Origin of the sequence: Streptomyces sp. NPDC059003, from assembly GCF_042740445.1 — a bacterium.
In the GTDB taxonomy this organism is placed as follows: domain Bacteria; phylum Actinomycetota; class Actinomycetes; order Streptomycetales; family Streptomycetaceae; genus Streptomyces.
Genome location: NZ_JBHYJH010000093.1, coordinates 17,725 through 38,423 on the forward strand (window position 1 = coordinate 17,725; position 20,699 = coordinate 38,423).

Annotated in this window: 16 protein-coding genes and 1 tRNA gene; 1 reads left to right on the forward strand and 16 read right to left on the reverse strand. The window is 67.1% G+C overall.

Features of this window, described 5'->3' with window-relative positions:
- Nucleotides 1–13 precede the first annotated feature (13 nt).
- From fusA to ACFWZ5_RS28340, 16 genes are all read right to left on the reverse strand, one after another.
- On the reverse strand, nt 14–2,140 hold the full coding sequence (fusA, locus tag ACFWZ5_RS28265; RefSeq protein WP_384798746.1) for an elongation factor G: 2,127 nt from the start codon (nt 2,138–2,140) through the stop codon (nt 14–16).
- A 39-nt stretch (nt 2,141–2,179) separates the two neighbouring features.
- Nucleotides 2,180–2,650 carry a 30S ribosomal protein S7 gene (gene rpsG, locus ACFWZ5_RS28270; protein ID WP_003974303.1) on the reverse strand — a complete coding sequence of 157 codons (471 nt, stop codon included), beginning with the start codon at nt 2,648–2,650 and terminating at the stop codon, nt 2,180–2,182.
- Between the two features lie 2 nt (nt 2,651–2,652).
- Entirely contained in the window at nt 2,653–3,024 is a 372-nt protein-coding gene (gene rpsL, locus ACFWZ5_RS28275) for a 30S ribosomal protein S12 (RefSeq protein WP_003948652.1), read from the reverse strand.
- Nucleotides 3,025–3,287: 263 nt separating this feature from the next.
- Nucleotides 3,288–3,803: a DUF1707 and DUF4190 domain-containing protein gene (locus ACFWZ5_RS28280; protein WP_384798743.1), complete on the reverse strand. Its 516-nt coding sequence runs from the start codon at nt 3,801–3,803 to the stop codon at nt 3,288–3,290.
- 106 nt (nt 3,804–3,909) lie between these two features.
- On the reverse strand, nt 3,910–7,809 hold the full coding sequence (locus ACFWZ5_RS28285) for a DNA-directed RNA polymerase subunit beta' (RefSeq protein ID WP_384798740.1): 3,900 nt from the start codon (nt 7,807–7,809) through the stop codon (nt 3,910–3,912).
- A 97-nt stretch (nt 7,810–7,906) separates the two neighbouring features.
- Complete coding sequence (gene rpoB / locus ACFWZ5_RS28290; protein WP_384798737.1) at nt 7,907–11,392, reverse strand: DNA-directed RNA polymerase subunit beta; 3,486 nt, start codon at nt 11,390–11,392, stop codon at nt 7,907–7,909.
- Nucleotides 11,393–11,977: 585 nt separating this feature from the next.
- The gene (gene rplL, locus ACFWZ5_RS28295; protein ID WP_384798734.1) at nt 11,978–12,364 is read right to left on the reverse strand and encodes a 50S ribosomal protein L7/L12; all 387 of its coding nucleotides are present in this window, start codon (nt 12,362–12,364) and stop codon (nt 11,978–11,980) included.
- Between the two features lie 110 nt (nt 12,365–12,474).
- Entirely contained in the window at nt 12,475–13,005 is a 531-nt protein-coding gene (rplJ, locus tag ACFWZ5_RS28300; protein ID WP_384798731.1) for a 50S ribosomal protein L10, read from the reverse strand.
- A 333-nt stretch (nt 13,006–13,338) separates the two neighbouring features.
- Entirely contained in the window at nt 13,339–14,205 is an 867-nt protein-coding gene (locus tag ACFWZ5_RS28305) for a DUF1396 domain-containing protein (protein WP_384798729.1), read from the reverse strand.
- A 96-nt stretch (nt 14,206–14,301) separates the two neighbouring features.
- Nucleotides 14,302–15,201, reverse strand: coding sequence for a hypothetical protein (locus ACFWZ5_RS28310; RefSeq protein ID WP_384798727.1), 900 nt, complete (start codon nt 15,199–15,201; stop codon nt 14,302–14,304).
- 195 nt (nt 15,202–15,396) lie between these two features.
- The gene (gene rplA / locus ACFWZ5_RS28315; RefSeq protein ID WP_384798724.1) at nt 15,397–16,119 is read right to left on the reverse strand and encodes a 50S ribosomal protein L1; all 723 of its coding nucleotides are present in this window, start codon (nt 16,117–16,119) and stop codon (nt 15,397–15,399) included.
- A 104-nt stretch (nt 16,120–16,223) separates the two neighbouring features.
- Nucleotides 16,224–16,658, reverse strand: coding sequence for a 50S ribosomal protein L11 (gene rplK / locus ACFWZ5_RS28320; protein WP_016645192.1), 435 nt, complete (start codon nt 16,656–16,658; stop codon nt 16,224–16,226).
- Between the two features lie 257 nt (nt 16,659–16,915).
- Nucleotides 16,916–17,443, reverse strand: coding sequence for a hypothetical protein (locus ACFWZ5_RS28325; RefSeq protein WP_384798721.1), 528 nt, complete (start codon nt 17,441–17,443; stop codon nt 16,916–16,918).
- Between the two features lie 287 nt (nt 17,444–17,730).
- Nucleotides 17,731–18,651 (reverse strand): transcription termination/antitermination protein NusG, encoded by a 921-nt coding sequence (gene nusG, locus ACFWZ5_RS28330; RefSeq protein ID WP_384798718.1) that lies wholly within the window; start codon nt 18,649–18,651, stop codon nt 17,731–17,733.
- 77 nt (nt 18,652–18,728) lie between these two features.
- A complete protein-coding gene (gene secE / locus ACFWZ5_RS28335) occupies nt 18,729–19,016 on the reverse strand; it encodes a preprotein translocase subunit SecE (protein ID WP_384798715.1) in 288 nt (95 codons plus the stop codon).
- Nucleotides 19,017–19,124: 108 nt separating this feature from the next.
- Nucleotides 19,125–19,197: transfer RNA gene (locus ACFWZ5_RS28340), tRNA-Trp, on the reverse strand.
- 214 nt (nt 19,198–19,411) lie between these two features.
- Between ACFWZ5_RS28340 and ACFWZ5_RS28345 the strand changes: the two genes are divergently transcribed.
- Entirely contained in the window at nt 19,412–20,638 is a 1,227-nt protein-coding gene (locus ACFWZ5_RS28345; RefSeq protein ID WP_384798712.1) for a pyridoxal phosphate-dependent aminotransferase, read from the forward strand.
- Nucleotides 20,639–20,699: the final 61 nt, after the last annotated feature.

Sequence of the window (20,699 nt, forward strand, 5' to 3'; positions counted from 1 at the left end):
GAACTCGGGTGAGTTACTCGCCCTTGGCCTTCGCGATGATCTCCTCGGCGACGTTCCGCGGAACCTCGGCGTAGGAGTCGAACTGCATCGAGTAGCTTGCGCGACCCGACGTCTTGCTGCGGAGGTCTCCGACGTAGCCGAACATCTCCGACAGCGGGACCAGGCCCTTGACGACCCGGGCGCCACTGCGCTCCTCCATGGCCTGGATCTGGCCACGGCGGGAGTTGATGTCGCCGATGACGTCGCCCATGTAGTCCTCGGGCGTGGTGACCTCGACGGCCATCATCGGCTCGAGCAGCACGGGGCTGGCCTTGCGCGCGGCCTCCTTGAAGGCCTGCGAACCGGCGATCTTGAAGGCGAGCTCGGAGGAGTCGACCTCGTGGTAGGCACCGTCGATGAGCGTGACGCGGACGCCCGTCATCTCGTAGCCCGCCAGGATGCCGAACTGCATGGCCTCCTGCGCACCGGCGTCCACCGACGGGATGTACTCCCGCGGGATGCGGCCACCGGTGACCTTGTTCACGAACTCGTACGACGCGTCGCCGTCCGTGATGGGCTCGATCGCGATCTGCACCTTGGCGAACTGACCGGTACCACCGGTCTGCTTCTTGTGGGTGTAGTCCACGCGCTCGACGGCCTTGCGGATCGTCTCGCGGTACGCGACCTGCGGCTTGCCGACGTTCGCCTCGACGCGGAACTCGCGCTTCATGCGGTCGACGAGCACCTCGAGGTGAAGCTCGCCCATACCACCGATGATGGTCTGGCCGGTCTCCTCGTCCGAGTGGACCTGGAAGGAGGGGTCCTCCTCCGAGAGGCGCTGGATGGCGACACCCAGCTTCTCCTGGTCACCCTTGGACTTCGGCTCGATGGCGACCTGGATCACCGGCGCCGGGAAGTCCATGGACTCCAGGATGACCGGGGCCTTCTCGTCACAGAGCGTCTCGCCCGTGGTGGTCTGCTTCAGACCCATGACGGCGACGATGTCGCCGGCGCCCACCGACTCGATCTCCTCACGCTTGTTCGCGTGCATGCGGTAGATCTTGCCGATGCGCTCCTTCTTGCCCTTGACGGAGTTCAGCACGGCGGTGCCGGAGTCCAGGCGACCGGAGTAGATCCGGACGAAGGTGAGCTTGCCGAGGTGCGGGTCGCTCGCGATCTTGAACGCGAGGGCGGCCAGCGGCTCGTCGTCGGACGGCTTGCGCTTGACGACCTCGTCCGGGTCCTTCACGCCGTGGCCCTCGATGGCCTCGACGTCCAGGGGGGAGGGCAGGTAGCGCACGACGGCGTCGAGCAGGGGCTGAACGCCCTTGTTCTTGAACGCGGTGCCGCAGAACACGGGGGTGACGGTGGTGTCGCCGCCCTTGCCGGAGGCGATGGTGATGCGACGGATCGCCGCGTACAGCTGCTCCTCGGTGGGCTCCTGGCCCTCGAGGTACAGCTCCATCATCTGCTCGTCGTTCTCGGCGACGGCCTCGAGCAGCTTGCCGCGCCACTCGTCGGCGGCCTCGGCGTGCGTGTCCGGGATGTCGACGATGTCGTAGGCCTCGCCCATCTTGGTCTCGGCGGACCAGACGAAGGCCTTCATCGTGACGAGGTCGACGACGCCCTTGAAGTCAGCCTCCGCGCCGATGGGCAGCTGCATGACGATCGGGGTCGCACCGAGGCGGTCGACGATCATGTCGACGCAGCGGTGGAACTCGGCACCCGTGCGGTCGAGCTTGTTGACGAAGCAGATGCGCGGGACGCCGTAGCGGTCCGCCTGACGCCACACGGTCTCGGACTGGGGCTCGACACCGGCGACGCCGTCGAACACCGTCACGGCACCGTCGAGCACGCGCAGGGAGCGCTCCACCTCGACGGTGAAGTCGACGTGACCCGGGGTGTCGATGATGTTGATCGTGTGATCGACGTCGTTCAGCGGCCAGTGACAGGTGGTGGCAGCAGAGGTGATCGTGATGCCACGCTCCTGCTCCTGCTCCATCCAGTCCATCGTGGCGGCACCGTCGTGGACCTCACCGATCTTGTACGAGACACCGGTGTAGAACAGGATCCGCTCGGTGGTCGTCGTCTTGCCCGCGTCGATGTGAGCCATGATGCCGATGTTGCGCACCTTGGCCAGGTCAAGTGAAGTGGTAGCCATATCGGCTCAGTCTTCTCTCGGTCTCGATGGGGGTAGCGACTACCAGCGGTAGTGCGCGAAGGCCTTGTTGGACTCGGCCATCTTGTGGGTGTCCTCGCGCTTCTTCACAGCGGCACCCAGGCCGTTGGAGGCGTCGAGGAGCTCGTTGAGCAGACGCTCGGTCATGGTCTTCTCGCGACGGGCGCGGGAGTAACCGACCAGCCAGCGCAGGGCCAGCGTGTTGGCGCGACCGGGCTTGACCTCGATCGGCACCTGGTAGGTCGCACCACCGACGCGGCGGGACTTGACCTCGAGGGTCGGCTTGATGTTCTCGAGCGCGCGCTTCAGCGTGATGACCGGGTCGTTGCCGGTCTTCTCGCGCAGACCCTCCATGGCGCCGTAGACGATGCGCTCGGCGGTGGAGCGCTTGCCGTTCAGCAGCACCTTGTTGATGAGGGAGGTCACCAGAGGAGAACCGTAGACCGGGTCAATGATGACCGGGCGCTTCGGGGCGGGGCCCTTACGAGGCATTCTTACTTCTCCTTCTTGGCGCCGTAGCGGCTGCGGGCCTGCTTGCGGTTCTTGACACCCTGGGTGTCGAGGGAGCCGCGGATGATCTTGTAGCGAACACCCGGCAGGTCCTTCACACGGCCGCCGCGCACGAGCACGATGGAGTGCTCCTGCAGGTTGTGTCCCTCACCCGGAATGTAGGCCGTGACCTCGATGCCGGAGGTCAGACGCACACGCGCGACCTTACGGAGGGCCGAGTTCGGCTTCTTCGGGGTGGTCGTGAACACACGCGTGCAGACGCCGCGGCGCTGGGGCGAACCCTCGAGTGCGGGCGTCTTGTTCTTCTCGACCTTGTCCTGCCGGCCCTTGCGGACCAGCTGCTGGATCGTAGGCACTACTTCTCCGGTTTCTGTGTGCCGAGTAGTAAAGCTAACCTGGAACGTTGCCGACCCACGCGGTCGGGTGTGTCGAATGCTGCAGACTCCCGCTGAAGGCGAGGAGGGCGCAGATTACGGTGGCCGGATTGGGCCCGCCGTGCGGCTGAAGACACGCACACGAGCCCGGGCACACCCCAGGCACAAGGTCTGAGCGTACCTACCTCATTCGCTGCGGTCAAAACAAATACCCCGCACACGGGACACGCCGGGCAGCGCCCCTGTCAATTCGAGGACGCCGCCACGATAAGCAGCAGGAGCAGCGCCCAGCCCGCGATCGACAGCCAGCCCAGGGCCAGGCCCGCCACCGCCATGCCGTCGCCGCGCTCGTCCGTGCGACGGATCTCACCCCGCGCCATATGGCCGAGGATGACCGCGGGAACGCCCGTCGCGCCGAGCGTGAGGAAGGTCGCGACGCCGCACACCAGCGCCGCGGTGGCCTTGCTGTTGGTGGGCGGCACCGGAGCGGGCATGAAGGTGTGCGGCACGCCCGGCATGGTCTGCTGGAAGCCGGTCGGGCCCTGCGGGAGGTCGGCGACGAGGAGCCCCAGCTCCCCCACGGTCCGCGCCTTGTAGGCACGCTCGATGCGCCGCTCGTACTCGGGCTGCTGGAGGCGGCCCTCGGCGAAGCCCGCGCGCAGCACGTCGACGGCACGCTCACGGTCGGAATTCCCTGCCAGCATCGACGGCTGGCCCTGCTGTCCCGGCCACGGCGCCGGCTGCCACGACGGATTCGACACGAAACGCACACTCCCCCACACCGTTGTGCCCTCCATCATGCGTCAAAGCGCCGCAGGGCGGCCACCCGATCCTTCTCGGGTGACCGCCCTGCGGCGTATGACTCGCTTACTGGTTGTACGGACCGTAGTCGTAGTCCTCCAGCGGCACGGCCTGGCCGGAGCCGGTGCCGAACGGCGAGTAGTCGATGTCGTCGTAGCCGACGGCCGAGTACATCGCGGCCTTGGCCTCCTCGGTCGGCTCGACCCGGATGTTGCGGTAGCGGGACAGGCCCGTACCGGCCGGGATGAGCTTACCGATGATGACGTTCTCCTTGAGGCCGATGAGGCTGTCGGACTTGGCGTTGATCGCCGCATCCGTCAGGACTCGGGTCGTCTCCTGGAAGGAGGCGGCCGACAGCCAGGACTCCGTCGCCAGCGAGGCCTTGGTGATACCCATCAGCTGCGGACGGCCGGAGGCGGGGTGACCGCCCTCGGTGACCACACGACGGTTCTCGGTCTCGAACTTCGAGCGCTCGACGAGCTCGCCCGGCAGCAGCTCCGCGTCGCCGGACTCGATGATCGTCACGCGGCGCAGCATCTGCCGGATGATGATCTCGATGTGCTTGTCGTGGATCGACACGCCCTGCGAGTTGTAGACCTTCTGGACCTCGCCGACCAGGTGGACCTGGACCGCGCGCTGACCGAGGATCCGGAGCACGTCGTGCGGGTTGGTGGCACCCACGGTGAGCTTCTGGCCCACCTCGACGTGGTCGCCCTCGCCGACCAGGAGACGGGCGCGCTTCGAGATCGGGAACGCCGTCTCGTCGCTGCCGTCGTCCGGGGTGACGACGATCTTCTTGGTCTTCTCGGTCTCCTCGATGCGGACGCGGCCCGCGGCCTCGGAGATCGGGGCGACACCCTTCGGCGTACGGGCCTCGAAGAGCTCGACGACACGGGGCAGACCCTGGGTGATGTCGTCACCGGCCACACCACCGGTGTGGAAGGTACGCATCGTCAGCTGGGTACCGGGCTCACCGATGGACTGGGCGGCGATGATGCCGACCGCCTCACCGATGTCGACCAGCTTGCCGGTGGCCAGCGAGCGGCCGTAGCAGAAGGCGCAGGTGCCGACCGCGGACTCACAGGTCAGGACCGAGCGGGTCTTGACCTCCTCGACGCCGTTGGCGACCAGGGCGTCGATCAGGACGTCACCCAGGTCGACGTTGGCCGGCGCGATGACCTTGCCGTCGATGACGACGTCCTCGGCCAGCATGCGGGCGTACACGGACGTCTCGACGTTCTCCGTCTTGCGGAGCACGCCGTCCTCGCCGCGGACCGCGATCTTCAGCTTCAGACCGCGCTCGGTGCCGCAGTCCTCCTCGCGAATGATGACGTCCTGGGAGACGTCGACCAGACGACGGGTGAGGTAACCGGAGTCGGCGGTACGGAGAGCCGTGTCCGCAAGACCCTTACGAGCACCGTGAGTCGAGATGAAGTACTCAAGGACCGACAGGCCCTCACGGAAGGAGGCCTTGATCGGACGCGGGATCGTCTCGTTCTTGGCGTTCGACACCAGACCACGCATACCGGCGATCTGGCGCATCTGCATCATGTTTCCTCGGGCACCCGAGTCAACCATCATGAAGATGGGGTTGGTCTTGGGGAAGTTCGCGTTCATCGCCTCGGCGACCTCGTTGGTCGCCTTGGTCCAGATCGCGATGAGCTCCTGCGTGCGCTCTTCCTTGGTGATCAGACCGCGCTCGTACTGCTTCTGGACCTTCTCGTCCTGCGCCTCGTAGCCCGCGACGATTTCCTTCTTCGCCTCGGGGACGACGACGTCGGAGATGGCCACGGTGACGCCGGAACGGGTCGCCCAGTAGAAGCCGGCCGCCTTCAGGTTGTCGAGCGTCGCCGCCACGATGACCTTGGGGTAGCGCTCGGCGAGGTCGTTGACGATCTCGGAGAGCTGCTTCTTGCCGACCTCGTAGTCGACGAACGGGTAGTCCTCGGGCAGCAGCTCGTTGAAGAGCGCGCGGCCCAGGGTCGTACGCAGCCGGAAGCTGTCGCCCTGCTGGTACTCCTGCTCGCCCTCCTCGGCGGCCGGAGGCGTCCAGCCGCGCGGCGGGATGGTGCCCACCGGGAAGCGGATGTCGACCTTCGACTGGAGCGAGAGCTCGCCCGCGTCGAACGCCATGATCGCCTCGGCGGTGGAGCCGAAGGAGCGGTCCTCGCCCTTGACCCCGCGGCCCTCGCCGTCCGTGGTGAGGAAGAACAGACCCAGGACCATGTCCTGCGTCGGCATCGTCACCGGGCGGCCGTCGGCGGGCTTGAGGATGTTGTTCGAGGACAGCATCAGGATGCGGGCCTCGGCCTGCGCCTCCGCGGACAGCGGCAGGTGCACGGCCATCTGGTCACCGTCGAAGTCCGCGTTGAACGCGGTGCAGACGAGCGGGTGGATCTGGATGGCCTTGCCCTCGACCAGCTGCGGCTCGAAGGCCTGGATGCCGAGGCGGTGCAGCGTGGGCGCACGGTTCAGGAGGACCGGGTGCTCCGCGATGACCTCTTCGAGGACGTCGTACACGACCGTGCGGCCGCGCTCGACCATCCGCTTGGCGCTCTTGATGTTCTGCGCGTGGTTCAGGTCGACCAGGCGCTTCATCACGAACGGCTTGAAGAGCTCCAGGGCCATGGCCTTGGGCAGACCGCACTGGTGCAGCTTCAGCTGCGGACCGACGACGATCACGGAACGCGCGGAGTAGTCCACACGCTTACCGAGCAGGTTCTGACGGAATCGACCCTGCTTGCCCTTCAGCATGTCGCTGAGGGACTTCAGCGGACGGTTGCCGGGGCCCGTCACCGGGCGGCCACGACGGCCGTTGTCGAAGAGGGCGTCGACCGCCTCCTGGAGCATGCGCTTCTCGTTGTTCACGATGATCTCGGGCGCACCGAGGTCGAGAAGGCGCTTCAGGCGGTTGTTGCGGTTGATCACGCGGCGGTACAGGTCGTTCAGGTCGGAGGTCGCGAAGCGGCCACCGTCCAGCTGCACCATCGGACGCAGGTCCGGCGGGATGACCGGCACGCAGTCGAGCACCATGCCCTTGGGGCTGTTGCTGGTCTGCAGGAACGCGGAGACGACCTTGAGGCGCTTGAGCGCACGGGTCTTCTTCTGGCCCTTGCCGGTGCGGATGATCTCGCGGAGGCGCTCGGCCTCCTCGTCGAGGTCGAAGGACTCCAGGCGCTTCTGCAGCGCCGCGGCACCCATCGAGCCGTCGAAGTACGTGCCGAAGCGGTCACGCAGCTCGCGGTAGAGCAGCTCGTCGCCCTCGAGGTCCTGGACCTTGAGGTTCTTGAAGCGGTTCCACACCTCGTCGAGACGGTCGATCTCGCGCTGCGCGCGGTCGCGCAGCTGCTTCATCTCGCGCTCGGCACCCTCGCGCACCTTGCGGCGCACGTCGGCCTTGGCGCCCTCGGCCTCGAGCTCGGCCAGGTCGGTCTCGAGCTTCTTGGCGCGGGCCTCGAGGTCGGCGTCGCGGCGGTTCTCGATCTGCTGACGCTCCACGGAGACGTGCGCCTCCAGGGAGGGCAGGTCGCGCGTGCGGCGCTCCTCGTCCACGAACGTGATCATGTACGCCGCGAAGTAGATGACCTTCTCGAGGTCCTTCGGGGCGAGGTCGAGCAGGTAGCCAAGGCGCGACGGGACGCCCTTGAAGTACCAGATGTGCGTGACGGGCGCGGCCAGCTCGATGTGGCCCATCCGCTCACGACGCACCTTGGCGCGAGTGACCTCGACGCCGCAGCGCTCGCAGATGATGCCCTTGAAGCGGACGCGCTTGTACTTGCCGCAGTAGCACTCCCAGTCCCGGGTCGGACCGAAGATCTTCTCGCAGAAGAGTCCGTCCTTTTCGGGCTTGAGCGTGCGGTAGTTGATGGTCTCGGGCTTCTTGACCTCGCCGTGGCTCCACTGACGGATGTCGTCCGCGGTGGCCAGGCCGATCCGGAGCTCGTCGAAGAAGTTGACGTCGAGCACTATGCGTCAATCCCTCTCAGGGTCGTGTCTCAATCATGGTCTGTAAGGGGTCCGGGGGCCCGCAACCCCAGGCGCACCTGGGGTTGCGGGGGACCCGTCAGACCTCTTCGACGCTGCTCGGCTCGCGCCGGGACAGGTCGATGCCGAGCTCCTCCGCGGCGCGGAAGACGTCCTCGTCCGTGTCGCGCATCTCGATGGACATGCCGTCCGAGGACAGCACCTCCACGTTGAGGCACAGGGACTGCATTTCCTTGATGAGCACCTTGAAGGACTCAGGAATGCCGGGCTCAGGGATGTTCTCGCCCTTGACGATGGCCTCGTAGACCTTCACGCGGCCGGTGACGTCGTCGGACTTGATCGTCAGCAGCTCCTGGAGGGCGTACGCGGCGCCGTAGGCCTCAAGCGCCCACACCTCCATCTCACCGAAGCGCTGGCCACCGAACTGAGCCTTACCACCCAGCGGCTGCTGGGTGATCATCGAGTACGGACCGGTCGAGCGGGCGTGCAGCTTGTCGTCGACCAGGTGGTGCAGCTTGAGGATGTACATGTACCCGACCGAGATCGGGTCCGGGAACGGCTCGCCGGAGCGGCCGTCGAACAGACGCGCCTTGCCGGACGGGAGCACCATGCGCTCGCCGTCGCGGTTCGGGATGGTGTGCTGGAGCAGACCGGCCAGCTCGTCCTCGCGGGCGCCGTCGAACACCGGGGTGGCGACGTTCGTGCCCGGGGCGACCGAGTCGGCGCCGATCGCCTGCAGGCGCTGGGCCCACTCGTCGGCGAGGCCGGAGACGTCCCAGCCGCGGCTGGCGAGCCAGCCGAGGTGGATCTCCAGGACCTGTCCCGGGTTCATTCGGGACGGGACACCGAGCGGGTTGAGGATGATGTCGACCGGAGTTCCGTCCTCGAGGAACGGCATGTCCTCGATCGGAAGGATCTTCGAGATAACACCCTTGTTGCCGTGCCGGCCGGCGAGCTTGTCACCGTCCGTGATCTTGCGCTTCTGCGCCACGTAGACACGAACCAGCTGGTTCACGCCCGGGGGCAGCTCGTCGCCCTCTTCACGGTCGAAGACGCGGACGCCGATGACCTTGCCGGTCTCGCCGTGCGGCACCTTCAGGGAGGTGTCACGGACCTCGCGGGCCTTCTCACCGAAGATCGCGCGGAGCAGGCGCTCCTCCGGCGTCAGCTCGGTCTCGCCCTTCGGGGTGACCTTGCCGACGAGGATGTCGCCCGCGATGACCTCGGCGCCGATGCGGATGATGCCGCGCTCGTCGAGGTCGGCGAGGACCTCCTCGGAGACGTTCGGGATGTCCCGGGTGATCTCCTCGGGGCCGAGCTTGGTGTCACGGGCGTCGACCTCGTGCTCCTCGATGTGGATCGAGGAGAGGACGTCGTCCTGGACGAGGCGCTGCGACAGGATGATCGCGTCCTCGTAGTTGTGACCCTCCCACGGCATGAACGCCACGAGCAGGTTCTTGCCGAGGGCCATCTCGCCCTCTTCGGTCGCGGGACCGTCGGCGAGGACCTGGCCCTCGATGACCCGGGCGCCTTCCTCGACGACAACCTTCTGGTTGACCGAGGTGCCCTGGTTCGAGCGGGAGAACTTGGCGACGCGGTACGTGGTGTACGTGCCGTCGTCGTTGGTGACGGTGATGTAGTCCGCGGAGACCTCCTGGACCACACCCGCCTTCTCGGCCTTGATCACGTCACCGGCGTCGACCGCGCAGCGGTACTCCATGCCGGTGCCGACGAGGGGGGCCTCGGCGGTGATCAGCGGCACGGCCTGGCGCATCATGTTCGCGCCCATGAGCGCGCGGTTGGCGTCGTCGTGCTCGAGGAACGGGATCATGGCGGTCGCGACCGACACCATCTGGCGCGGGGAGACGTCCATGTAGTCCACGTCGGAGCCCGGGACGTAGTCGACCTCTCCGCCACGACGGCGGACCAGGACGCGCGCCTCGGCGAAGCGCATGTCGTCGTTCAGCGCGGCGTTGGCCTGCGCGATGACGAACCGGTCCTCCTCGTCGGCGGTCAGGTAGTCCACCTCGTCGGTGACCTGGTCGTCGACGACCTTGCGGTACGGCGTCTCGACGAAGCCGAACGCGTTCACGCGGCCGTAGGAGGCCAGCGAACCGATCAGACCGATGTTCGGGCCTTCGGGGGTCTCGATCGGGCACATGCGTCCGTAGTGGGACGGGTGCACGTCTCGGACCTCGAAGCCGGCCCGCTCACGGCTCAGACCACCGGGGCCGAGCGCCGAGAGGCGACGCTTGTGCGTCAGGCCCGACAGCGGGTTGTTCTGGTCCATGAACTGCGACAGCTGGCTGGTGCCGAAGAACTCCTTGATGGAGGCGACGACCGGCCGGATGTTGATCAGCGTCTGCGGCGTGATCGCCTCGACGTCCTGCGTCGTCATGCGCTCGCGGACGACGCGCTCCATACGAGCCAGACCCGTGCGGACCTGGTTCTGGATGAGCTCGCCGACGTTGCGCAGGCGGCGGTTGCCGAAGTGGTCGATGTCGTCGGTCTCGACGACGATCTGCGTGCCGTTGTCGCCGACCGTCTCGGTCTCACCGGCGTGCAGCTTCACCAGGTACTTGATCGTCGAGATGATGTCCTCGACGGTCAGGATGCCCGCGTCGAGCGGGGCGTCCGCGCCCAGCTTCTTGTTGACCTTGTAGCGGCCGACCTTCGCGAGGTCGTAGCGCTTCGGGTTGAAGTACAGGTTCTCGAGCAGCGTCTGCGCGGCCTCGCGCGTCGGGGGCTCGCCCGGGCGCAGCTTGCGGTAGATGTCGAGCAGCGCGTCGTCCTGGCCCTGGGTGTGGTCCTTCTCCAGGGTGGCGCGCATGGACTCGTACTCGCCGAACTCCTCGAGGATCTGCTCGGTGGTCCAGCCGAGAGCCTTCAGGAGCACGGTGACGGACTGCTTGCGCTTGCGGTCGATGCGGACGCCGACCATGTCGCGCTTGTCGATCTCCATCTCGAGCCAGGCACCCCGGGACGGGATGATCTTGGCGGAGAAGATGTCCTTGTCGGACGTCTTGTCGATGGAGGAGTCGAAGTAGACACCGGGCGAACGGACCAGCTGCGACACCACGACACGCTCGGTGCCGTTGATGACGAAGGTGCCCTTGTTCGTCATGAGCGGGAAGTCGCCCATGAAGACCGTCTGGGACTTGATCTCACCGGTCTCGTTGTTGGTGAACTCGGCGGTGACGAAGAGCGGGGCGGCGAACGTGAAGTCGCGCTCCTTGCACTCGTCGATCGAGTTCTTCGGAGGCTCAAAACGGTGGTCGCGGAACGTCAGCGACATCGACCCGGAGAAGTCCTCGATCGGGGAGATCTCCTCGAAGATCTCCTCCAGACCGGACTTGGTGGGGACGTCCTGTCCGCTGTCCAGAGCCGCCTCGACACGAGCCTTCCACGCGTCATTGCCGAGCAGCCAGTCAAAGCTCTCGGTCTGCAGCGCAAGAAGGTTCGGAACCTCGAGGGGCTCCTTGATCTTTGCAAAGGAGATGCGCAGCGGGGCGGTGCTGGCGCCGTTGTTCGTATTCGCGGTCGAGGCAGTGCGCGAGGCGGCCAAGAGGGGGTCCTTCCGAGGGCTCGGACTCACTACGCGCGTACCGGTCCCCCACTGGACACAGAGACAGAAATCCCAGGTCAGGGTGGCTTCTATCCACGGTGCTCAAGCGAGGGCATGCCCCTGGTGACGGGCAGGAGGCAGCTAACAGGCAGCGCAAAGGGTCAGTGTAGCCACCTGGCCCACTGATGTCCAGTGCGGGTTTCTGGAGACCCTCGTTGTTCTCAACACCTGCGGCAAGCCACGTCCTCTGCGCACATCGATACTGCCCTCTACGTCGCCGATCCATGCCTCGGATGCGGATCGTTGTGACGACGCGTCCTGAGAATTGCGCGCTGCGTGCGGTTCGTCAAGGCCCCCCTGCCCCGACAGGCTCCGACCGCGGAGCCACCGGGGGCCGCCCGGAGGCACAACGAAGATCACCATACTCGCCGGTGCCGTCAGTGCAAGGCAGCCGTCACGAACATGCCGAAGGGCGACCACCCAGTTGGGTGATCGCCCTTCAGTGCGTGCGCGTTACAGCGCGGGAGCCGTGCGGTCCCTCACGGGGCCGCGGGCTCGAGGAGTCGCGTACGACTCCGTGAGGTCTTACTTGACCTCGACGGAGGCGCCGGCGCCCTTGAGGGCCTCGGCGGCCTTCTCCGCGGCGTCCTTGGCGACCTTCTCGAGGACCGGCTTCGGGGTGCCGTCGACGAGGTCCTTGGCCTCCTTCAGACCCAGGGAGGTCAGCTCACGCACGACCTTGATGACCTGGATCTTCTTGTCGCCGGCGCCGGTGAGGATGACGTCGAACTCGTCCTTCTCCTCGGCGGCCTCGGCGGCGCCGCCAGCGGCACCACCGGCGACGACGACCGGCGCGGCAGCGGCGGCGGTGACGTCGAACTTCTCCTCGAACGCGGACACGAACTCGGAGAGCTCGATGAGGGTCATGCCCTCGAACTGCGCGAGCAGGTCTTCCTGGCTGAGCTTCGCCATGATGGGCGATCCTTCCACTAATTCGGCTGGTGCCGATGTTCTTGTGTGGCGGGCGTACGTTCGGCCCGCTGTGACCGTCGCCTCAGGCGGCGGTCATTTCGCGAGCCGAATTACTCGGCACCGCCCTGCTCGGCCTGCTTGGCGCGAAGCGCGTCCACGGTGCGGACGAGCTTCGACGGGAGCGCCTGGAAGACAGAGGCAGCCTGGGACTGCTTGCCCTTCATGGCACCCGCCAGCTTGCTGAGCAGAACCTCGCGGGACTCGAGGTCCGCAAGCTTCTTGATCTCGTCGGCGGACAGCGCCTTGCCGTCAAGGACACCGCCCTTGATGACGAGAGCGGGGTTGTCCTTGGCGAAGTCACGAAGACCCTTCGCCGCCTCGACCGGGTCACCGGTCACGAAAGCGACAGCCGTCGAGCCCTGAAGGTGCTCGTCCAGCGTGGTGATCCCGGCCTCCTTGGCCGCGATCTTGGTCAGCGTGTTCTTCACCACTCGGTACTGAGCGTTGTCACCGAGAGAACGGCGGAGCTGCTTGAGCTGCGCCACGGACAGTCCGGTGTACGAAGTGACAACAGCAGCGTTGGAGTCACGCAGATCGCGCGTGATCTCCTCGACGGCTGCGACCTTGTCGGACGTCGCCATGAGCCTCGGCCTCCTTCCGGGGTGATGAATCCTCGACTGACCTTTCGATCAGCCGCACGTCGCCGGACCGCCTGTATCAGGCACACGGGGAAGGGGCTCTGCAAAACGAAACGCCCCGGCGCAGATGCACGGGGCGTGAACTCGACCGGGCACGAACGCGTCCGGGAGTACTTCCACAGTCACCTGCGCGGGTCGTCCGCAGTTCAAGCGGATCCTTCGGCCGCCGCGCCCTCTTACGAGCACACGGCAACGACCAGCGGTCTTTGGCTTCTGTGGAAGGTTACGTGACACACGGCGGGTCAGGCAAATCGGTCGCGCACGGGGCCCGACGGATCAGCCCTGCGGCTTCTTCATCATCTCGGCGAGGTCCATGACCTGGCTCTTCGGCGGCGCCGTGACCTTCACCGGCTTGTTCAGGTCGCTGAACGTGATCGTCATGTCGAAGCGACCCTCGTCGCCCTTGCCCTGGGTGCGGAACTGCTTGGTGTGGTCCTCGCCGTCGATCCACATGTCCATCGAGAGCTTGTCGATGCCCATGTCCTCGAACTTCGCGAGGTCCTTCTCGCGCTTCTCGCGGGTCTTCGCGTCCTCGTCCTTCAGGTCCGCGCGCAGGTCGGCCAGCGTGACCGTGCCCTTGTAGTGGGTGGTCTCGACGCCGTCGACGGTCTCCTCGCCGACCTTCTTCACGTCCTTGGAGCCGGTCAGGAAGGTGGACTCCTCGGCCGGGTTCTTCTCGGCCTGGCTGGCCGCGGAGTTGCCGGCGCCCTTGCGCCCGCCGGGCATGGCCTTGGTGTCGAACTTGATCCAGCGCTTGCCGTCCGCCTCCGCGGCGGCCTCCTTGCCGCCGTCGACGTACAGAGCGCCGTCGACGAGCCGGATCTCGCCCTTCTCCGGGCCGCCCGACTGGGGGGCGGACATCATCATGCGCATGGCGAGCGGCTCGGTCGTCATCGACGCCGTGCCCTGCACGCGCCCTTCGTCCCCGGGGACCTGGCCCTTCATGCGGAAGCTGAACGACGTGAGCTTCTCGCTGTTCTTCGCGGCCTTCTTGACGGCCGCGGCGGGCGCGAGGTCGCTACCCGCCTTGTCCGCCTTGTCGTCCTTCTCCGAGCCACAGCTCACCGCGCCGCCGGCCAGCACGACGGCCGCCAGCGCGGCAACCGTGACCCTCTTGCGCCCGGTACGTACGGAAGTGCTCAAGACCCCACCCCTAGGAACATGCGTTGGAACATTTGATCCAACTATTGCGGTGGGGCGAGATTACCTGACGGGTACGGGCGGTTTCCTCCGGGTTCTTTACGCTCCGGGCTGCCGGTTCATCAGGTCCTTGAAGTCCGAGGTGTCACCGGCCGGCGGCTCCTCGGCGGAGACCTCGGTGCCGTAGTCGCTGTAGTACGCGGTCGCCGACAGCTCGCCGGTCTTCATCTGGCCCTTCTCGACCTTCTTGACCAGCAGGTTCTCGTCGTTGACCCAGATGTCGACGGTCTCGGTCGTGATGCCGGCCTGCTCCAGCTGGGTCTTCATCTCGGAGAGCTGGGACTTGCTGAGCCCGGAGGACTTCTCCGCGAGCTCGGCGACGTCGACCGTGCCCGAGTAGTGCGTGGTGTTCACGCCCCGGACCTTCTCCTGGCCGACCTTCTTCACGTCACCGGAGGCGAGCAGCATCTTCACCGACTGGTGCGGCGTGCTGTTCTGCATCGCGTCCTTCATGTACGCGCCGGAGGCCCCGCCGACCTGCTCAAGGAAGTCGTACGAGTACTTCACCCAGTGCTTGCCGCCGGCCTGGGCGGCGAACTGCTCGCCCATCCTGGCGTAGTACGCGTCCGGCAGATAGCGGGCCTCCATCGTGCTGCTGCCGGTCTGGCGCATCGTCTCGGCCATCTGGCCGCCGGTGTACGTGATGGTCATGGTGCCCTTGAGGCCGTCGCCCCAGCCGAGGGTGCCCTTGGCCTTCATGGACATCATGGAGCCCATGGTGGTGTCCGACTCGACATTCGCGGAGTCGGCCTTGTCGGTGGTGCTCTCGATGGTGCGCAGGGCCGCTATCGGGCTGACGTCCACGCCGCCCTTGCCGCCCTTGTCCGCGGAGTCCTTGGAGTCGTCCGAGCCGTCGGAGGAGCCACAGGCCGTCAGTCCGGTCAGAGCCGCCGCGGCCGCGATCGCCAGCGCCACGCGGCGCGCTGTCGTGCCGTTCATGTCGTCCCACCCCTTGCGTCCATGGAGAGCCAGCACGCTAGCGCGGCCCGCCCCCCGCGTGTCCCGTACGTTGCCGAAATCACGTTCAGGGAAAGCTCGTTCTTCGAGCGTCTACCCGAACAACGGGACGGGTCCCGCACCACGAATGGTTGCGGGACCCGTCACGAATGCGCCGACGCACGGCTGCTGTCTGGATCAGACGGCGGCCGGGTCCTCCTCGACGAGGAGGTTGCGGGTGCGGTTCGAGTCCAGCGGAATGCCGGGGCCCATCGTGGTGGTGATGGCGGCCTTCTTGATGTAGCGGCCCTTGGCGGCCGACGGCTTCAGACGGAGGATCTCCTCCAGGGCCGCGGCGTAGTTCTCCACCAGCTTGGTGTCGTCGAAGGACACCTTGCCGATGATGAAGTGCAGGTTCGAGTGCTTGTCGACGCGGAACTCGATCTTGCCGCCCTTGATGTCGTTGACAGCCTTCACGACGTCGGGGGTGACGGTGCCGGTCTTCGGGTTCGGCATCAGACCACGCGGACCGAGCACGCGGCCGAGGCGGCCGACCTTGCCCATGAGGTCCGGGGTGGCGACGACGGCGTCGAAGTCCAGGCGGCCCTTGGAGACCTCGTCGATCAGCTCGTCGGCGCCGACGATGTCGGCTCCGGCGGCTTCCGCGGCCGCAGCACGGTCACCGGTCGCGAAGACCAGGACCCGGGCGGTCTTACCGGTGCCGTGCGGGAGGTTCACGGTGCCACGGACCATCTGGTCGGCCTTGCGCGGGTCGACACCCAGGCGGAAGGCGACCTCGACGGTGCCGTCGAACTTGGTCGCGGAGGTCTCCTTGGCGAGACGGACGGCCTCGAGCGGGGCGTACAGCTTGTCCCGGTCGATCTTGGCGTCCGCAGCGCGGAGAGTCTTGCTGCGCTTCACTTCTACTCCTGAGGTTCAGGTTTGGAGTTCGTGGTCCGGACCAGCGCCTGGCCCTGCCACTTCAGGTCACGGTGCCGACTGCGCGGCTCCGTCGGGGGCTGGGATCAGCCCTCGACCGTGATGCCCATGGAGCGGGCGGTGCCAGCGATGATCTTCGACGCGGCGTCGAGGTCGTTGGCGTTGAGGTCGGGCATCTTCGTGGTGGCGATCTCGCGGACCTGCGCCTCGGTGATCTTGGCGACCTTGGTCTTGTGCGGCTCGCCGGAGCCCTTCTCCACGCCCGCGGCCTTGAGGATCATCTTCGCGGCCGGCGGCGTCTTGGTGATGAAGGTGAAGGAGCGGTCCTCGTAGACCGTGATCTCCACCGGGATCACCCAGCCACGCTGCGACTCGGTCGCGGCGTTGTAGGCCTTGCAGAACTCCATGATGTTCACGCCGTGCTGACCCAGCGCGGGGCCGACGGGCGGGGCCGGGTTGGCGGCGCCAGCCTGGATCTGGAGCTTGATCAGCCCCGTGACCTTCTTCTTCTTGGGAGGCATTGCTCTCTCCGGGTCCTAGTGAGAGTGTTGAGCCCCATCCAGTCCATGATCGTTACGACGACTCCGCGGCGGCTCCTGAGAGACTCTGCGGAGATCATCCGGATCATTCGGATGGAGGCATACCGCACTACGATAACGGGTATCGCGGCGGGGCCCAAACCGATAACCGAGCAGGCCCGCGGGCCCCGCCCTCCAGGGACGGGGCCCGCGGCCTTCCGGCAGGCACGGCGCGCCCGGCAGCGCCCGGCGCACCCCGCTCAGCAGCGCTTGGACGTCTTGGCCTGACCCGGCAGCGCGTCGCCGGGCGCGCGCAGCATCCCGATCGCCGAGGTGCACTCGTCGGCCGTGTCCGCGGGGTAGGACCAGAACTCCGCGCTGTTGGTCCGGTTCCACCAGTCCTGGCCGACGATCTCGTCGCGGGCGTAGCTGTAGACGCCGGCGCTGACGTCGTAGTCACTGACCCGGTCGCGGAAGCTCTTCCACACCCATACGTAGCCGTAGTTCGCCTTGCACGAGGGCGAGTAGAACTGCTTCACCGACGCCGCGTGCGCGCCGTTCCTGTCGATGTAGGCGGTGGTCCCGATCTGGTAGGCGTCGGCGCAGACCCCGGCCGCCTGGGCCCTGGCGCTGCGCGGGTTCCCGTCCGGCGACGGCGCGGTCGACTGGGGGGCCGCCCTTCTGGAGTCGGGTGCGGGGGCGGGGCCCGTGCCGGCCAGGGACGATCCGGCGCCGAGGAGGATGAGGGCGCCGACGGAGGCGGCGATCACGGTCTTGCGAGCTCGCATGAGGTGGTCCCCCTTGCTCGTGGATGAGTGGGCCCACCCGGCGATACCACCGCAGAGCACCACAAATCGCCGCGTCAGGGTCGCAGAGATCCCCTGGGCGCGAGAGCGAGTCGTGGAGGGCGGAGAAGAGGCCGGGCGGTTCCGTCTACCAGGTCAGACAGCCCGAGGCACCGGATGGTTGTGGCGCGGAACACATTTACTCCGTCGAAGGCTGCGCCAGGGCATGCGACAGGGCCCCCGATCAGCGGAAGTCCGCTGGTCGGGGGCCCTGTCGGAAGAGCGTCGCGTCAGTTCTTCTGGATCTGGTCGAAGCTCAGCTCGACCGGGGTCTCGCGGCCGAAGATCTCGACGAGGCCCTTGACCTTCTTCGAGTCGGCGTTGATCTCGTTGATCGTCGCCTGGAGCGTGGCGAACGGGCCGTCGGTGACGGTGACCGAGTCGCCGACCTCGAAGTCCAGGACCTGGACCTCGACCTTGCGCTGCGGGGCGGGCTTGCCCTCGGCCTCGGCGGCCTCGCGGGCGGCCTTCTCCTCGGCCTCCGGGGCGAGCATCTTGACGATCTCGTCCAGGGTCAGCGGGTACGGGTCGTAGGCGTTGCCGACGAAGCCGGTGACGCCGGGCGTGTTGCGGACGACGCCCCAGGACTCGTTCGTCAGGTCCATGCGCACCAGGACGTAGCCCGGGAGCTTGTTCTGGCGGATGGTCTTGCGGTCGCCGTTCTTGATCTGGACGACCTCTTCCTGCGGCACCTCGGCCTGGAAGATGTAGTCCTCGACGTTCAGCGAGACGGCGCGCTGCTCGAGGTTGGTCTTCACGCGGTTCTCGTAACCGGCGTACGTGTGGATGACGTACCACTCGCCGGGCAGGCCGCGCAGCTCGTCACGCAGGGCGGCGATGGGGTCGACCGGCTCCGCGGGCTCCTCGTCGGCCGCCTCGACGGCGTCGTCCTCGGCGGACTCGTCGATCTCGGCGATCTCGGCGGTCTCGTCGTCCTCGGCGTCGACGTCGGCAGCGGCGGCGTCCTCGACGGAGTCATCGGCGTCGTCGGCGTCCACGTGCAGGGCCGCCTCCTCGGCGGGCGCACCCGCGGCGGCGTCCGCAGCCTCGGCCTCGTCCGGCTCCACGGCGTCCGCCGCCTCGACGATGTCGATCTGGTCCTCCACGGACTCCGCCGACTCGATGGCGTCGTTCAGGTTCGGGTCAGACACGGTGGCTGCTTCTTCCTGGCTACATAGGGGTGGAACGCGCGAAAGGGGCGCCAGGTGCGGCGCCCTTCGCTTTCGGCTCAGCCGAAGATGTACTTGATGAGGTTGCTGAAGCCATAGTCAATCACGGTCACGAGACCGATCATGATGACGACGAAGACGATCACGACAGTGGTGTAGGTCGTGAGCTGAGTGCGCGTGGGCCAGACAACCTTGCGGAGCTCCGCGACGATCTGGCGGTAGAAGAGCGCGAGACGGCCGAAGGGGCCCTTCTTTCCGCGCTTGCCGCCCTTGCGGGCCTTCTTCTTGGACTCCGGCGCCTCGTCCTGGGCATCAGGCATGTCGATGGAGCCCACGGCGTCCGTCACTCGTCCTCACCTGATTTCCGGGTCGTGGCCGTGCCGCGCCCGGTTGAGCCGCACGGCGGTGCAATGCAGTACGTACATGCGCACACATCCTGGCGAAGGAGTGTGTAGCAGGGCCGGAGGGACTTGAACCCCCAACCGCTGGTTTTGGAGACCAGTGCTCTACCAATTGAGCTACGACCCTTTGGATTCCCCCAACCTACCGCATCCGACCATGTGCACCGAGTGCGGTGGAAGGAACGGCCGGTGAGGGCCAACGACGAGTGAGTGTACGTGGTCCGCGGCCCCCCGTCGAACAGAAAGGGCGCCGCGGACCGATCCGCCGCGATCCGCCAGTCGTTCCGGTGGTCCTGCAAACCCGTGTGCCCGGGGGCTTGCGGGTCTGGAACGATGGAGCCATGAGCGCTGTCACTCCTCCCACCGAGCGCCGGGTCTCCGCCCGCATCGGCGCGATCTCCGAGTCCGCGACCCTCGCCGTCGACGCCAAGGCCAAGGCCCTCAAGGCCGCCGGGCGCCCGGTGATCGGTTTCGGCGCGGGCGAGCCGGACTTCCCGACGCCGGACTACATCGTCGAGGCGGCCGTCGAGGCCTGCAAGAACCCGAAGTATCACCGCTACACGCCGGCCGGCGGCCTGCCCGAGCTCAAGGCCGCGATCGCCGCGAAGACGCTGCGCGACTCCGGTTACGAGCCCGAGGCCGCCGAGATCCTGGTGACCAACGGCGGCAAGCAGGCCATCTACGAGGCCTTCGCCGCGATCCTCGACCCGGGCGACGAGGTCATCGTCCCGGCGCCGTACTGGACGACGTACCCGGAGTCGATCCGTCTCGCGGGCGGCGTCCCGGTCGAGGTCGTCGCCGACGAGACCACCGGCTACCGCGTCTCCGTGGAGCAGCTGGAGGCCGCGCGCACGGAGAAGACGAAGGTCGTGCTCTTCGTGTCGCCGTCCAACCCGACCGGCGCCGTCTACAGCCGCGAGGACGCCGAGGCCATCGGCCGCTGGGCGCACGAGCACGGCCTGTGGGTCATGACGGACGAGATCTACGAGCACCTCGTCTACGGAGACGCCGAGTTCACCTCGCTGCCCGCGCTCCTGCCCGAGCTGCGCGACAAGTGCATCGTGGTCAACGGCGTCGCGAAGACGTACGCCATGACCGGCTGGCGCGTGGGGTGGATCATCGGCCCGAAGGACGTCGTGAAGGCCGCGACGAACCTCCAGTCGCACGCCACGTCCAACGTGTCGAACGTCGCGCAGGTCGCCGCCATCGCCGCCGTCTCCGGTGACCTCGTCGCCGTCGAGAAGATGCGCGAGGCCTTCGACCGGCGCCGCAAGACCATCGTGCGGATGCTCAACGAGATCGACGGCGTGGTCTGCCCCGAGCCCGAGGGCGCCTTCTACGCGTACCCGTCGGTGAAGGGCCTCGTCGGCAAGGAGATCCGCGGCAAGCGCCCGCAGAACAGCGTCGAGCTCGCCGCGCTGATCCTGGACGAGGTCGAGGTCGCGGTCGTCCCGGGCGAGGCCTTCGGCACGCCGGGCTATCTGCGTCTGTCGTACGCCCTGGGTGACGAGGACCTGGTCGAGGGCATCTCGCGGATCCAGAAGCTGCTGGCCGAGGCGCGGGACTGACACCGCGCGCCGGAACGAAGAATCGGGGCCCCCCCACACCAGAAGAGGTGGGGCGGGGGCG

What these genes read in the sequence shown, in the direction of transcription:
- rpsG (WP_003974303.1), bottom strand. Translation starts at nt 2,650, where the DNA reads ATGCCTCGTAAGGGCCCCGCCCCGAAGCGCCCGGTCATCATTGACCCG.
- ACFWZ5_RS28310 (WP_384798727.1), bottom strand. Translation starts at nt 15,201, where the DNA reads ATGAACGGCACGACAGCGCGCCGCGTGGCGCTGGCGATCGCGGCCGCG.
- rplL (WP_384798734.1), bottom strand. Translation starts at nt 12,364, where the DNA reads ATGGCGAAGCTCAGCCAGGAAGACCTGCTCGCGCAGTTCGAGGGCATG.
- rplK (WP_016645192.1), bottom strand. Translation starts at nt 16,658, where the DNA reads ATGCCTCCCAAGAAGAAGAAGGTCACGGGGCTGATCAAGCTCCAGATC.
- rplJ (WP_384798731.1), bottom strand. Translation starts at nt 13,005, where the DNA reads ATGGCGACGTCCGACAAGGTCGCAGCCGTCGAGGAGATCACGCGCGAT.
- ACFWZ5_RS28345 (WP_384798712.1), top strand. Translation starts at nt 19,412, where the DNA reads ATGAGCGCTGTCACTCCTCCCACCGAGCGCCGGGTCTCCGCCCGCATC.
- ACFWZ5_RS28325 (WP_384798721.1), bottom strand. Translation starts at nt 17,443, where the DNA reads ATGCGAGCTCGCAAGACCGTGATCGCCGCCTCCGTCGGCGCCCTCATC.
- fusA (WP_384798746.1), bottom strand. Translation starts at nt 2,140, where the DNA reads ATGGCTACCACTTCACTTGACCTGGCCAAGGTGCGCAACATCGGCATC.